This window comes from Coprococcus aceti (assembly GCF_025567285.1).
Classification (GTDB): domain Bacteria; phylum Bacillota; class Clostridia; order Lachnospirales; family Lachnospiraceae; genus Coprococcus; species Coprococcus aceti.
On record NZ_JAOQJT010000005.1, the window covers coordinates 164,961 to 178,664 of the forward strand.

Annotated in this window: 16 protein-coding genes and 1 pseudogene; all 17 read left to right on the forward strand. The window is 38.7% G+C overall.

Translation table 11 applies throughout. The features are described 5' to 3' along the window. Positions 1-19: 19 nt before the first annotated feature. Positions 20-133: pseudogene (locus OCV54_RS08740) on the forward strand (DUF3789 domain-containing protein); the annotation flags it as partial. Beyond that, entirely contained in the window at positions 134-355 is a 222-nt protein-coding gene (locus OCV54_RS08745) for a hypothetical protein (RefSeq protein ID WP_003060793.1), read from the forward strand. A 143-nt stretch (positions 356-498) separates the two neighbouring features. Then, positions 499-1,095 carry a VanZ family protein gene (locus OCV54_RS08750; RefSeq protein WP_055223593.1) on the forward strand — a complete coding sequence of 199 codons (597 nt, stop codon included), beginning with the start codon at positions 499-501 and terminating at the stop codon, positions 1,093-1,095. 87 nt (positions 1,096-1,182) lie between these two features. Beyond that, complete coding sequence (locus tag OCV54_RS08755) at positions 1,183-1,479, forward strand: conjugal transfer protein (protein ID WP_082431306.1); 297 nt, start codon at positions 1,183-1,185, stop codon at positions 1,477-1,479. Continuing rightward, the gene (locus tag OCV54_RS08760; protein ID WP_055223595.1) at positions 1,398-1,901 is read left to right on the forward strand and encodes an antirestriction protein ArdA; all 504 of its coding nucleotides are present in this window, start codon (positions 1,398-1,400) and stop codon (positions 1,899-1,901) included. The genes OCV54_RS08755 and OCV54_RS08760 overlap by 82 nt, the downstream gene beginning before the upstream one ends. Positions 1,902-1,918: 17 nt before the next feature. Further along, positions 1,919-2,422 carry an antirestriction protein ArdA gene (locus OCV54_RS08765; RefSeq protein ID WP_003417623.1) on the forward strand — a complete coding sequence of 168 codons (504 nt, stop codon included), beginning with the start codon at positions 1,919-1,921 and terminating at the stop codon, positions 2,420-2,422. 117 nt (positions 2,423-2,539) lie between these two features. After that, a complete protein-coding gene (locus OCV54_RS08770) occupies positions 2,540-2,938 on the forward strand; it encodes a conjugal transfer protein (RefSeq protein ID WP_011861948.1) in 399 nt (132 codons plus the stop codon). Then, positions 2,916-5,366: a conjugal transfer ATPase TcpF gene (tcpF, locus tag OCV54_RS08775; RefSeq protein WP_055223597.1), complete on the forward strand. Its 2,451-nt coding sequence runs from the start codon at positions 2,916-2,918 to the stop codon at positions 5,364-5,366. Before OCV54_RS08770 ends, tcpF begins: the two co-directional genes overlap by 23 nt. Continuing rightward, positions 5,366-7,576 carry a CD3337/EF1877 family mobilome membrane protein gene (locus tag OCV54_RS08780; protein ID WP_055223599.1) on the forward strand — a complete coding sequence of 737 codons (2,211 nt, stop codon included), beginning with the start codon at positions 5,366-5,368 and terminating at the stop codon, positions 7,574-7,576. The genes tcpF and OCV54_RS08780 overlap by 1 nt, the downstream gene beginning before the upstream one ends. Next, positions 7,573-8,580 (forward strand): C40 family peptidase, encoded by a 1,008-nt coding sequence (locus OCV54_RS08785; RefSeq protein WP_055223601.1) that lies wholly within the window; start codon positions 7,573-7,575, stop codon positions 8,578-8,580. Before OCV54_RS08780 ends, OCV54_RS08785 begins: the two co-directional genes overlap by 4 nt. A gap of 15 nt (positions 8,581-8,595) precedes the next feature. Beyond that, positions 8,596-9,507: a conjugal transfer protein gene (locus OCV54_RS08790; protein WP_055223602.1), complete on the forward strand. Its 912-nt coding sequence runs from the start codon at positions 8,596-8,598 to the stop codon at positions 9,505-9,507. 144 nt (positions 9,508-9,651) lie between these two features. After that, positions 9,652-9,966, forward strand: coding sequence for a DUF6442 family protein (locus tag OCV54_RS08795; protein ID WP_055157126.1), 315 nt, complete (start codon positions 9,652-9,654; stop codon positions 9,964-9,966). Between the two features lies 1 nt (position 9,967). Beyond that, positions 9,968-10,177 carry a helix-turn-helix transcriptional regulator gene (locus OCV54_RS08800; RefSeq protein ID WP_005342572.1) on the forward strand — a complete coding sequence of 70 codons (210 nt, stop codon included), beginning with the start codon at positions 9,968-9,970 and terminating at the stop codon, positions 10,175-10,177. Between the two features lie 14 nt (positions 10,178-10,191). Then, the gene (locus OCV54_RS08805; RefSeq protein ID WP_003061243.1) at positions 10,192-10,521 is read left to right on the forward strand and encodes a DUF3784 domain-containing protein; all 330 of its coding nucleotides are present in this window, start codon (positions 10,192-10,194) and stop codon (positions 10,519-10,521) included. A gap of 15 nt (positions 10,522-10,536) precedes the next feature. Beyond that, on the forward strand, positions 10,537-10,767 hold the full coding sequence (locus OCV54_RS08810; protein WP_054752748.1) for a hypothetical protein: 231 nt from the start codon (positions 10,537-10,539) through the stop codon (positions 10,765-10,767). 166 nt (positions 10,768-10,933) lie between these two features. After that, positions 10,934-11,704 (forward strand): ABC transporter ATP-binding protein, encoded by a 771-nt coding sequence (locus OCV54_RS08815; protein ID WP_055223605.1) that lies wholly within the window; start codon positions 10,934-10,936, stop codon positions 11,702-11,704. Further along, positions 11,694-13,661 carry an ABC transporter permease gene (locus tag OCV54_RS08820; protein ID WP_055223607.1) on the forward strand — a complete coding sequence of 656 codons (1,968 nt, stop codon included), beginning with the start codon at positions 11,694-11,696 and terminating at the stop codon, positions 13,659-13,661. Before OCV54_RS08815 ends, OCV54_RS08820 begins: the two co-directional genes overlap by 11 nt. Positions 13,662-13,704 lie beyond the last annotated feature (43 nt).

A 13,704-nucleotide genomic window follows, 5' to 3' on the forward strand; every position in this document is an offset into this window, starting at 1 on the left:
GTGGGTATTATTAAAAGACTTCCTGCTGGTATCTATGGGAATGGGTATCGGCGTAGTCTTGATGTGTATTTTGAATGTCGGCAAAGAAGCTGACTATGAAATGAAACAATTAAAAGAAAGCGAGGACAATTAAATGAATTTCGGACAAAATTTGTATCAATGGTTTTTATCAAATGCACAGAGCTTGGTGCTTATGTCGATCGTGGTTATCGGTATCTACTTAGGTTTCAAGCGTGAGTTTTCCAAACTTATCGGCTTCTTGGTAGTTGCCTTAATTGCTGTCGGCTTGGTATTCAATGCTGGCGGTGTGAAAGATGTACTGTTAGAGCTGTTCAATAAGATTATCGGTGCATAAAATATTGAAATTATCTTTAATTGCAGAGCAAAAAATGATATGATAATATAAAATCTTTCATAAAAACAAAATACATTCTTTCGTGCTTTTTAAGATTTTTACTGTATCATTTTATTTAAAATTACTGTGAAAGGACGATTACTATGTTATCTACAATTTATGCTTTGCTATGTATTATAGTTCCTTGTTCCTTATACCAGCTTATCATTTGCAAGCGTCAAAACAAAAAACAAGAAAACAAAACAATTCATTTTGTATGGGTATATATTTTTCTGTTATATATCTACTTGACGTTCTCTGTTGCAGGTATAGGTAGTATTTGGGATATTGGACATTATGATACGATTATAAGATTAGAGGAAATCAATTTATTACCGTTTCAGTCTGAGGGGATAATGACTTATGTTTTAAATATTATAATGTTTTTACCTCTGGGCTTTTTAATTCCTTTAATTTGGAAACGATACAGAAATCCTCTGAAAATTTTTATGATAGGCTTCGGTTTTTCATTATCCATTGAACTTTGCCAGTTATTCAATCGGAGAAATACAGATATTGATGATTTAATGATGAATACGCTAGGGGCAGTTATTGGATATTTTATTTGGAAATTGACAAAAAGGTTATTTAAAAATATTAACCATAAATCTATTTCTCTTTCTAAACTAGAACCTATTGTATATTTAACTCTTGCAGTTTTAGGAGAATTTCTATTATTCAACTGGAGAATTTTTCTCTAGTGCTAACAAAAATATTTACACAAAAAGCAGTTAGTCTTAGGATTGACTGCTTTTTTCTTACCTAAAATTTCAGATTGGAGTGATTACATGAACGATATTTTTAGGGATATGCAGGCAAACGTCGGCTGTGATTATCTTTCTGACCTGCCCTCTTACAAGCGTAAGGTGTGGCAGGAAATGAAACGGCTGAACCCTGCCGACTATGAAGAAAGACAGTTAGAAGATTTTTCTAACTATGTGTTTGGTATGTCGTACCAGACCATAAAAGATGTGATGAAGCAACAGAAAGGACGTGAGGAACAATGCAGGAAACAAGGGTGCTGGTGGAAACGAGAGGAACAACTGGCGAAGAAACAATATCATACTGGTTTGAACTGCCGATAGATGTTGCCGAGTTTGAAGAAAAGCTAGGTATCGGTGCAGAAAGTCAAGATTACCGTATTATCGAAAAGGTGTTGCCTTATGCTGATGAAGTCCACGAACATACAAGCGTGTACCAGCTCAACGAATTAGATTTTATGTACCGCCAGCTTTCAAGTGATATGCAGGAAGAATATGTATCACTACTTACGGTGTTTGAAAATTTAGAAGCACTTTATATTTGCAGGAATGTGATTACGGTTTATCCCAACTGCAAAAGCATGATAGATGTTGCAAAGCAAAAGCTGATGAACGACCCGACGTTCAAACATTTATCCGAGGACTGTCAAGCCTACTATTTTGACTTTGAAGCCTATGCTTCTCACTTGCAGGAACACGGGAAATTTTTAGTAACAGAACACGGTATCTTTGAACTGCCAGAGTAGGAAATGAGGTGGTGCTTATGATTGATGATATGGCGGTTTACATTGCTAATCTTGGCAAATACAATGAGGGCTATTTAGTCGGTGCTTGGTTCACATTTCCTATTGACGAGGAAGATGTAAAAGAAAAAATCGGCTTGAATGAACAGTATGAGGAATACGCTATCCATGATACCGACAACTTCCCTATTGCGATTGGCGAGTATGTTTCCATTGAAGAACTGAACTCTATGTATGAAATGATAGAGGAACTTCCCGACTATATCGTAGAATGTCTGGACGAATTTATCAGCCACTACGGGACGCTGGAAGAAGTCGTGGAACACAAGGACGATATTTATTATTATCCCGACTGTGAAACCATGACAGACGTTGCCTATTACTACATAGACGAATTGCAGGCACTTGGGGATATTCCACCCAGCTTACAGAATTACATTGACTATGAAGCCTACGGGCGAGATTTGGATATGGGCGGTTGCTTCATTGAAACAAGCCGAGGTATGTGCGAGATACCATATTAACGCTGGAAGATCAGCAACAAGCATTGTTGCTACTGACAGCGTATTTCTCTTTTAAGGGACAGTCTGAAACATGGCTGTCCTTTCCATTTAGAAACTTACGAAAGGAGCTGAAAGAACTTGAAAAAGATTAAATCTTATACGGGTATCTGGAACGTGGAAAAAGTCTTGTATGCAATCAATGACTTTAACTTACCCTTTCCCGTTACCTTTACACAGATTACATGGTTTGTGATTACAGAATTTATCATCATTCTGTTTGGGGATATGCCCCCACTTTCCATGATTGAGGGAGCATTTCTCAAATACTTCGGTATTCCCGTTGCTCTCACTTGGTTTATGTCGCAGAAAACCTTTGACGGAAAGAAGCCGTACAGCTTTTTGAAATCACAGATAACCTATGCCCTGCGACCAAAAATCACTTATGCAGGAAAAGCCGTAAAACTGCATAAGCAGACCTTGAATGAAACAATCACGGCAGTAAGGAGTGTGAACTATGTTCCCGATAAAATATATTGACAATAACCTTGTCTGGAACAAGGACAATGAGGTGTTCGCCTACTATGAGCTGATACCGTACAACTATTCTTTCTTATCCGCAGAGCAGAAATTTATTGTGCATGACAGCTTTCGACAGCTTATCGCACAGTCCCGTGAGGGTAAAATTCATGCCTTGCAGATTGCCACGGAAAGCTCCATACGAAGTATGCAGAAACAGTCAAAGAAACTGGTAACTGGAAAATTAAAGGAAGTTGCTTACCAGAAGATAGACGAACAGACCGAAGCGTTAGTATCTATGATTGGGGACAATCAAGTGGACTACCGCTTTTTTCTTGGCTTTAAGCTCATGGTTACGGAAGAACAGCTCAATCTGAAGAACATCAAAAAATCGGCGTGGCTGACGTTCACGGAATTTCTCCATGAAGTGAACCACACGCTGATGAATGATTTTGTTTCCATGCCGAATGATGAAATCAACCGTTACATGAAAATGGAAAAGTTACTGGAAAATAAAATCTCCCGTCGCTTTAAGGTGCGTCGCTTGGAAATCAACGATTTTGGGTATCTCATGGAACATCTTTACGGCAGGGACGGTATCGCCTATGAAGATTATGAGTACCAGCTACCAAAGAAAAAATTGAACAAAGAAACGCTGATAAAATACTACGACCTTATCCGTCCGACAAGGTGTGTGATTGAAGAAAGCCAGCGATATTTACGCTTGGAACATGAGGACAAGGAAAGTTATGTGTCCTATTTTACCGTCAATGCGATTGTCGGCGAGCTTGATTTTCCGTCAAGTGAAATCTTCTATTTCCAGCAACAGCAATTCACATTCCCCGTTGATACTTCTATGAATGTAGAAATCGTGGAAAATCGAAAAGCATTAACGACAGTCCGCAACAAGAAAAAGGAATTGAAAGACCTTGACAATCACGCTTATCAAGCAGGAAGTGAAACCAGCTCAAATGTGGTGGACGCATTAGACAGCGTGGACGAACTGGAAACGGACTTAGACCAGAGCAAAGAAAGTATGTATAAGTTAAGCTACGTGATACGGGTGTCTGCACCCGATCTTGACGAGCTGAAACGCCGTTGTGATGAAGTCAAGGACTTTTACGACGACCTCAATGTAAAGCTGGTGCGTCCTGCTGGGGATATGCTGGGGCTTCATTCTGAATTTTTACCTGCCAGCAAGCGATATATCAATGACTACGTGCAGTATGTAAAATCAGATTTCTTGGCAGGTCTTGGTTTTGGTGCGACACAGCAGTTAGGGGAAACTACGGGTATCTATATGGGCTATTCCGTTGATACGGGAAGAAATGTGTACCTGCAACCGTCCCTTGCCAGTCAAGGTGTGAAAGGCACAGTTACCAACGCTTTAGCTTCTGCTTTTGTCGGTTCGCTTGGCGGTGGAAAATCGTTCTGTAACAATCTTCTGGTATATTATGCGGTGCTGTTTGGCGGTCAAGCAGTCATTTTAGACCCCAAAGCCGAGAGAGGCAACTGGAAAGAAACACTCCCAGAAATCGCCCATGAAATCAATATCGTAAACCTTACCAGCGACAAGGACAATGCAGGACTTCTTGACCCATTCGTGATTATGAAGAATGTAAAAGACGCTGAAAGTCTGGCAATCGACATCTTGACATTCCTTACGGGTATTTCTTCTAGGGACGGCGAAAAATTCCCCGTACTTCGTAAGGCGGTGCGTTCCGTTACCCAAAGCGAAAAAGGAGGACTGTTACACGTCATTGAAGAATTGCGAAAAGAAGATACACCAGTATCAAGAAATATCGCAGACCATATCGACAGTTTTACGGACTATGATTTTGCACACCTGCTGTTTTCGGACGGTACGGTAGAAAATGCTATCAGTCTGGATAATCAGCTCAATATCATTCAAGTAGCCGACCTTGTACTGCCAGATAAAGATACCACTTTTGAGGAATACACGACCATTGAATTATTGTCGGTGTCTATGCTGATTGTGATTAGTACCTTTGCCCTTGATTTTATCCATTCGGACAGAAGCATTTTTAAGATTGTAGACCTTGACGAAGCGTGGGCGTTCTTAAATGTGGCACAAGGAGAAACGCTCTCTAACAAGCTGGTTCGTGCTGGACGAGCTATGCAGGCAGGCGTGTATTTCGTTACACAATCTTCTGGGGACGTGGCAAAGGAAAGTCTGAAAAACAATATCGGCTTGAAGTTTGCCTTTAGAAGCACAGATATAAACGAGATAAAGCAGACCTTAGAGTTTTTCGGTATCGACAAGGACGACGAGAACAACCAGAAACGCTTGCGTGATTTGGAGAACGGACAATGCTTATTGCAGGACTTATACGGGCGTGTGGGTGTAGTACAGATACATCCCGTCTTTGAAGAACTGCTACACGCCTTTGATACCAGACCGCCCGTACAGAGAAATGAGGTGGAGTGATGAAAGAAAGGATAAAAGGTGCGTTCACAAAAAAGAAGATTTTCCACTTTCTCAAAATGGCTCTGTTTGTCGTGGCACTCTCCCTTATCCTGCTTTCACTTCTGGGGACGGTGGCTCATGCGACGGGGCTTGTGGACGATACCATAAACACAGAAAATCTTTACTCAAAATATCCCCTTTCCAACTACCAGCTTGATTTTTATGTAGATAATAGCTGGTCGTGGCTTCCGTGGAACTGGCTGGACGGGATTGGAAAATCGGTACAGTACGGGCTTTACTGCATTACCAACTTTGTCTGGACGATAAGCCTTTATTTGAGCAATGCCACGGGCTATGTGGTGCAGGAAGCCTATAAATTAGACTTCATTAACGATATGGCAGACAGTATCGGAAAGAGCATACAGACCCTTGCAGGTGTTACGGCAAACGGTTTTTCCAGCTCTGGCTTCTATGTTGGTTTTCTGCTTCTCATTATCTTAGTGGTGGGACTTTATGTTGCCTATACGGGACTGATAAAACGGGAAACAAGCAAAGCACTTCACGCCGTTATCAACTTTGTGGTGGTATTCGTGTTGTCTGCTTCATTTATTGCCTATGCTCCCGATTACATCAAAAAGATAAATGAGTTTTCATCAGACATCAGTACCGCTTCACTTGACTTGGGAACAAAAATCATGCTCCCCAACTCTGACAGCGAGGGCAAGGACAGCGTGGACTTGATACGGGACAGCTTATTTTCCATTCAAGTGGAACAGCCGTGGTTACTCTTACAATTCGGGAACAGCAACGCAGAGGAAATCGGGACAGACCGTGTGGAAGCTCTCGTATCGGCAAGCCCAGAGGACGAGGACGGCAAGACCAGAGAGGAAGTCGTGAAAACAGAAATCGAGGATAACGACAATAACAATCTGACGATACCGCAGGTGGTAAACCGTTTAGGTATGGTGTTCTTCCTCTTGTTCTTCAACTTAGGTATCACGATATTTGTATTCTTGCTTACGGGCATGATGTTATTTAGCCAGATACTTTTTATTATCTTCGCTATGTTCCTGCCTATTAGTTTCTTGCTCTCTATGATACCGAGCTATGAAAGCATGGCAAAGCAGGCAATCGTAAGGGTATTTAATACCATAATGACACGGGCAGGAATAACGCTCATTGTAACGGTGGCGTTCAGTATTTCCAGTATGTTTTATAACATATCTACGGACTATCCGTTTTTCATGGTGGCGTTCTTGCAGATAGTGTGTTTCGCTGGTATCTACATGAAGCTGGGCGACTTAATGAGTATGTTCTCTTTGAATGCTAACGACAGTCAAAGCATGGGACGCAGGATTTTCCGCAGACCGTATCTGTTTATGCGACATAGGGCTAGGCGTATGGAACACCGTATTGCAAGGGCAGTAAGTGCTGGCGGTATTTCGGGTGGTGTGGCTGGTGCGGTGGCTGGAAGTGCCGTTGCTGGCAAACGAGCGGAAAGAAAAAATACAGCTTCTAAAGAAAATCGGGGCAATACCACTTCCAGCATGGGACAGCGAGCAGGCTCAAAGGTGGGTGCTGTCTTAGATACGAAAAATAAAGTGAAAGACAAGGCAAATGCTGTCAAAGAAAACATCAAGGATATGCCGACACAGACCGCTTATGCGGTATATTCCGCAAAGGAAAAGGCAAAGTCCAGCGTATCAGATTTCAAGCGTGGCATGGTGCAGGAACAGAAGTCCAGACAGACGGGACGATTGGAAAAGCAGGAACAGCATAGACAAAATATCGCTGACAAGCGTATGGAGCTTCAAAAAGCACAAGAAGCTAGGCAGGCACAGCGAAAGGCTGACGGATCAGCGACAACGGGAGCTACCCGTCCCCATGAGCGACCAGCCACAGCTTCAACCATTCCAAAGCCGAGTACAGAAAAAACGCAGGAAATCAAACGCCCTGCCACAGCGACCACTTCAAAAGCAAGCGAGCCAGTCAAGACAAGTGTTATCAAAGAGCGTCCGTTATCTTCTGGTGCTTCTGATAGAAAAGCGTCCCAGCCTATACAGCCAGCACATAGGCAGAATGTAGAAAAAGTGGTATCGCAGGAAACACACCAGAATTACAAAGCAGAGCGTACCACAAAGGCACAGACCTTTGAACAATCAAAGCGTACAACGGAACATACCGAAAAGAACCGTAACCTTGTAATGAAGAAAGGACAGAAGAAAAAATGAAACTGAAACATATCGCTCTTATTGGCAGTCTGTTTCCTATCCTCTTTTCTCTGGTGCTGTTCTTTGGTGTCCTCATTAGTGCGGACAGCGACGACGAAAACAGCAACTTTTCTTCTGGCATTACGGTTATGAATTTATCCGCAGAAGTTTTGAAACATCAGCCTATGGTGGAAAAATACGCCAGAGAAAACGGTATCTCCGAGTATGTCAATGTGCTACTTGCTATCATTCAAGTAGAAAGTGGCGGTACGGCAGAAGATGTTATGCAGAGTTCGGAAAGTTTGGGACTACCACCCAACTCTTTAGATACCGAAAGTTCAATCAAGCAGGGGTGTAAATATTTTGCGTCCCTGCTTTCTTCCTGCCAAAATCAAGGTATCGACGACTTGAATGTAGCGATACAGTCCTATAATTATGGCGGTGGTTATGTGGGATATGTGGCAGGAAAAGGAAAGAAATATACCTTTAATCTTGCAGAGAGCTTCGCCCGTGAGAAATCGGGTGGAAAGAAAGTAACCTACACCAACCCGATAGCCGTTGCAAAGAACGGGGGCTGGCGGTATGGCTATGGAAATATGTTCTATGTGGAATTAGTCAATCAGTATTTAACTGTTCCGCAGGTATCGGGAGAGCTGGCACAAAAGGTAATGAATGAAGCGTTAAAATATCAAGGCTGGAAATATGTGTATGGCGGTAGCAATCCCAACACTTCCTTTGACTGCTCGGGACTGACGCAATGGTGTTATGGAAAAGCTGGTATCTCCTTACCGAGAACAGCACAAGCACAGTATGACGCTACCCAACATCTTCCGCTTTCGCAGGCAAAGGCTGGGGACTTGGTGTTTTTCCATTCTACCTATAACGCTGGTACTTATGTAACGCACGTTGCAATTTATGTAGGGAATAACCAGATATATCATGCAGGCGACCCGATAGGATATGCAGACCTAAGTAGTAGTTACTGGCAACAGCACTTAATCGGTGCAGGACGAGTAAAACAATAGAAAGGACTTGAAAATATGTTTAAGAAGAATAAGAAACAGACAGAAACTATCAAAGAACCAAAAGAAAAAAAGGTGCGTACTGTTAAGGTAGGCACACATAAGAAAACCGTGATTGCGTTGTGGGTGGTGCTTATCGCAAGCGTGAGCTTTGGAGTGTATAAGAATTTTACTGCTATCGACCAGCACACGACCCACGAAAAAGAAATCATTGAACTTCGCTTGCAGGACACAAACGGGATAGAAAATTTCGTGAAGAATTTTGCGAAGTCCTATTACACATGGAATAACAGTAAAGAAGCGATTGAATCAAGGACGCAGGCAATCAGCGGTTATCTGACAAAGGAATTGCAGGACTTGAATGTGGATACCATTAGAACCGATATACCGACCAACTCCACAGTTACAGATGTGATTGTGTGGAGTATCGAACAATCGGGAACGGACACTTTTTCTGCTACCTACGAAGTAGATCAGCAGATAAAAGAGGGAGAACAGACAAGCAATGTGAAAGCAACCTATATGGTAAAAGTCCATGTGGAGGCTGACGGGGATATGGTAATCGTTCAGAACCCTACCCTTGCACCAGCAATCGAAAAATCAGACTATGAGCCTAAGACACCAGAAGCAGACGCAAGTGTAGACGCTGATACTGTAAACGACGCTACCGCATTTCTGGAAACATTCTTTAAGCTGTACCCAACAGCCACAGAAAAAGAACTTGCCTATTATGTATCTGGTAATGTACTTGAACCTATCGGCAGGGACTACCTTTATTCTGAATTGGTAAACCCTATCTTCACAAAGGACGGGGACAATGTGAAAGTCAAGGTTGCCGTGAAATTCCTTGATAATCAGACAAAGGCGACGCAGGTGTCGCAGTATGAGCTTGTGCTACATAAGGATAGTAACTGGAAGATTGTAGGATAAATGATATAGCGTGCATTTCCTATCAGATTTGCACGCTTTTACAAAACGACAAGAAAACTGTGCAAAAATATTGACTTGTAATGACCGAATGCTATAATATAAATGACAAGTGTACTTGGTATTATTTGAAAGGAGCGTTATATAATGGATAAAGAAAAAATACTATCACAAAACAAAAAAGAGAATCTATATCTTGATGAATACGAAAAACATATTAAACTTCAAGGGAAATCTTTTGGCTTAATGTTTGTTTTATTTATCTGCATTTTAATTCTTTTCATTAAAGCAGTTTGTAAAGAACCTTACTATGACATAATGACAATTATTGGGTCTGTGGCATTTGGCTCTATGGGTTATGAAGCACATATTTCAAAAAATAAATCCAAATTTGTTATTGCTTTATTCTTTCTTCTATTTATGGGGTATTACTTTTATAAATTTTTAATGGTAGGTTTATAGAATGGACGAACATTTAATTTTGCGAAACAGATTAAAAACTGTACGAAAAGAAAAAAAATTATCACAAACAGAATTAGCTGAACTAGTCGGGGTTTCTCGGAATACAATTAGTTCTATTGAAACTGGACAATTTAATCCAACAGCAAAATTGGCATTAGTGCTTTGTATAGCTTTAGATAAAAAATTTGAAGAATTATTTTATTTTGATTAAAGGAGAGAACAATTATGGAATTAGAGGAATTGATTGTTGAAATAGTTATAGGATTGTTTTTACTTTTTACATCTTATCAAATAGGAATAAAAGAGAATATTACTTTATTACATGGTTATCATTATACACAACTTGACCCTAAAGATAAAAAGGTGTTTACAAAAAAAATAGGAATAGGCACTTTACTGGTTAGTATTGGTATTCTTGTTATGCCGATTATCAATTTAATCTCTCATTCTGAATTAGGCTATTACATAGGTCTTATTTTGATTGTTGTAGGAGTGTTTTATATCATATTCATCATTGTAAAATACAACGGAAAACTTATTAGCTTTAAAAAGTAGAATTGAGGTATGAATATGATAGGACTGAACAAAAGAGATATAAAAAAGGCATTGAAAGCTGGTGCAAAGGCTGGCGGTGTATCATTGGCTGATGTTCGGGCGGATATAGAAGCTACGATTGATGAAGCTATTAACAGCACCGACCCAGAAGTGCAGGCAAATTTCAAAAAGTATTTTGGAAATAAACGCCCTACACCAGAGGAATACATTTATACCATTACGAAAAAGACAAAGGTAAAATTATAATAAAAGGGTCGTGGAAATGTTTCACAGAATTGTGATCTGCATTATCACGGCTCTTTTACTCTCTGTTTACTTTCAAAACTGTAAGTGTAATTGAATACTGCCCTTGCTATAATTTAATTGTATTCCAAAACAAATAAATGTGGCAGGAAGAAAGGAGCGATTTTTAATGGAACACATTTTAAATTTAGAGCAAGTAAAAAAATACTACGGGGGTAATTCTGGAAATATCACAAAGGCAGTAGACGGTATTTCTATGTATGTAGACAAGGGCGAATTTGTCGCAATCATGGGAGCTAGTGGTTCTGGAAAGACTACCCTATTAAACTGTATCTCTACGATTGATACTGTAACCAGTGGACACATTACAGTCAATAATCAAGATATTACAAAAATCAAGGATAAAGATTTTGCTGATTTCAGACGTGAAAATCTAGGGTTCATTTTTCAAGATTTCAACCTTTTAAATACTTTAACGATTGAAGAAAACATTTCTTTGTCATTGGTAATCAACAAACGGAACCCTGCTGATATTGAAAAAAGAGTTCATGCTATCGCCGATAAATTGGGTATTCGTGATATTTTATCGAAATTTCCTTATGAAGTTTCTGGCGGACAAAAACAGCGTTGTGCTTGTGCTAGAGCCTTAATCAATGAACCGAAACTGATTTTAGCTGATGAACCGACGGGAGCTTTGGACTCAAAAGCTTCCAGATTGTTGCTGGAAACAATGGCTGACATCAATAAGAAAATGCAGGCAACTATTTTGATGGTAACACATGACCCGTTTAGTGCGTCTTTCTGTGAACGTATTTTGTTCTTGAAAGACGGTAAAATATTCAATGAAATCTTCAAAGGAGAAAAAAACAGAAAAGACTTCTTCAATGAAATACTGGATATATTAACCTTGCTTGGAGGTGAAGTGGGAAATGTTAGGTAAGTTAGCGTATAGAAATACAAAAAGAAATATTAAAGATTATATGATTTATCTGATAACCGTTACTGTTTCCTTTTCTCTTATATTTGCTTTTAATTTGGTGGCAAGTTCTGATGAAATTGTAAAGTTATGTTCCAGTATGGATGCATTTAAGAATTCATTGTTCGCTGTAAATATCCTTATTGTTTTTGTGATATGCTTTTTGATTAACTATACAACGAAATTTATGTTTGAAAAGAGAAGTAAAGAGTTAGGAACATATATGCTTCTTGGCATTGAGAAAAAAGAAATTGCCCACTTAGTTGTAATTGAAAATATACTGTTGGGAATTTTAGCAATTGTATTAGCTATTCCTATTGGCTTTTTATTCAGCCAGTTTGTGTCGTTAGTAATTGTAAACTTACTGGGTATTCCAAAAACTCTCTTTATTTCTTTGAATTTCGTTTCTATTGGACTATTGATAATTTATTTTTTAACTATTTATGTTTTGGTTTTACTTAATCTATTAAGAAGAATAAGTAAAATGACGATACGTGATTTTCTTTATTTTGATAAACAAAATGAAAAGAAAATGTTCCGTGACAGTAAAAAAAGAAATGTCATTTTTGTCTTAAGTATTATTCTTGGTGTGATTTCTCTTTTTCTCTGGAATTCACGTTGCACTATGGATAACTTTAATAAGCAAGAAACACTTACCTATTTAATGGTAAGCGTAATCATGTTGATTATCAGCATTTATGGTATATCTACAACTTGTGCAGATATGTTCTTGACTGTTTTGTTAAAGAATAAAAAAATGAAATATCAAAATGACAATCTGTTTGTAGCAAGAACATTTGCTTCTAAAGCAAGAACAATGAGCTTCACATTTGGTACATTGTCTATGTTGATTTTAACTTCACTGCTGGCTCTGAATTATTCTAGTATCAACAAAGCTTCGTATGATATCAGCGTAAATTTAAATGCACCATATGATGTACAACTCTTTGATGATAAGCAGGTATTTGATGAATATATTCGAGTAATTGAAGAAGAATATACGATTGATAATACCATTGAGTACGACATTTATAAAGAGCCGAATCATCAGGTACAAAATTTCTTCCAATCAGAATATTATGATTTTGACCCAGTCTTGAAGTTAAGTGATTATAATAGGTTACTAGAATTAAGAAAGATGCCGTTGCTTTCTTTAAATGATAACGAATACTATATAGTTACAAATAGCAAGTTTGCATATGAGGTTGAAGATAACAAAGACATTGAAACTATAACAGTAGCAAATAAAAATTTGAAATTAAAAGGATATGACACTAAGTCTTATTGGAACTCTATAACTAATACTGGCAGATTTGTTGTTGTACTTCCAGATAAATATGTTCAAGGACTTGAAGTATCAGAAAATCATTTGATTATAGATACAAAAGAAGAAACAGATGCAGAATTAGAAAACAAGATAAAAGAAGATATGCAACATCAATTAGTAAAGGTTGATAAAAATGGAGAAATAAATGACGAATCGTATAGAGTAAATGTAAGAGGTGCAGAAATAGAACAACAAAAAGCAATGGTTGCAATAGTAGCCAGTCTGTTTATGTACATTGCATTTATTTTGATTTCCGCAGTAGGGACAATTTTGGCAGTTCAATCATTGAGCGACTCTACTAAATACAAATATCGCTACTTGACCTTGCGAAGATTAGGAATAAATGATAAGTCGCTATTTAAGACAATCAGAAAACAATTATTGATATTATTTTGTGTCCCTGCAATATCAGCAATATTATGTTCTTTTGTGATGATGTCGTCATTGAATAATGTGTATCAACAAATTTTGGGAGATAAACACCTTTATCTAATCTACTTTGGCTTGAATTTAATTATCTTCTTCCTAATTTATAGTATTTACTGGATTGCAACGTATATTGGTTTTAAACGAAATATCAACGAGGAGAGTTAGACTTTTCTAGCTCTCCTACTGTGAAATTATTATAATGATAAAT

Excerpts from the sequence above, each read along its gene's own strand:
- OCV54_RS08810 (WP_054752748.1), top strand. The coding sequence starts at position 10,537 with ATGATAGGACTGAACAAAAGAGATATAAAAAAGGCATTGAAAGCTGGT.
- OCV54_RS08795 (WP_055157126.1), top strand. The coding sequence starts at position 9,652 with ATGGATAAAGAAAAAATACTATCACAAAACAAAAAAGAGAATCTATAT.
- OCV54_RS08805 (WP_003061243.1), top strand. The coding sequence starts at position 10,192 with ATGGAATTAGAGGAATTGATTGTTGAAATAGTTATAGGATTGTTTTTA.
- OCV54_RS08800 (WP_005342572.1), top strand. The coding sequence starts at position 9,968 with ATGGACGAACATTTAATTTTGCGAAACAGATTAAAAACTGTACGAAAA.
- OCV54_RS08765 (WP_003417623.1), top strand. The coding sequence starts at position 1,919 with ATGATTGATGATATGGCGGTTTACATTGCTAATCTTGGCAAATACAAT.
- OCV54_RS08760 (WP_055223595.1), top strand. The coding sequence starts at position 1,398 with ATGCAGGAAACAAGGGTGCTGGTGGAAACGAGAGGAACAACTGGCGAA.
- OCV54_RS08750 (WP_055223593.1), top strand. The coding sequence starts at position 499 with ATGTTATCTACAATTTATGCTTTGCTATGTATTATAGTTCCTTGTTCC.
- OCV54_RS08745 (WP_003060793.1), top strand. The coding sequence starts at position 134 with ATGAATTTCGGACAAAATTTGTATCAATGGTTTTTATCAAATGCACAG.
- OCV54_RS08785 (WP_055223601.1), top strand. The coding sequence starts at position 7,573 with ATGAAACTGAAACATATCGCTCTTATTGGCAGTCTGTTTCCTATCCTC.
- OCV54_RS08820 (WP_055223607.1), top strand. The coding sequence starts at position 11,694 with ATGTTAGGTAAGTTAGCGTATAGAAATACAAAAAGAAATATTAAAGAT.
- OCV54_RS08790 (WP_055223602.1), top strand. The coding sequence starts at position 8,596 with ATGTTTAAGAAGAATAAGAAACAGACAGAAACTATCAAAGAACCAAAA.
- tcpF (WP_055223597.1), top strand. The coding sequence starts at position 2,916 with ATGTTCCCGATAAAATATATTGACAATAACCTTGTCTGGAACAAGGAC.
- OCV54_RS08815 (WP_055223605.1), top strand. The coding sequence starts at position 10,934 with ATGGAACACATTTTAAATTTAGAGCAAGTAAAAAAATACTACGGGGGT.
- OCV54_RS08755 (WP_082431306.1), top strand. The coding sequence starts at position 1,183 with ATGAACGATATTTTTAGGGATATGCAGGCAAACGTCGGCTGTGATTAT.
- OCV54_RS08780 (WP_055223599.1), top strand. The coding sequence starts at position 5,366 with ATGAAAGAAAGGATAAAAGGTGCGTTCACAAAAAAGAAGATTTTCCAC.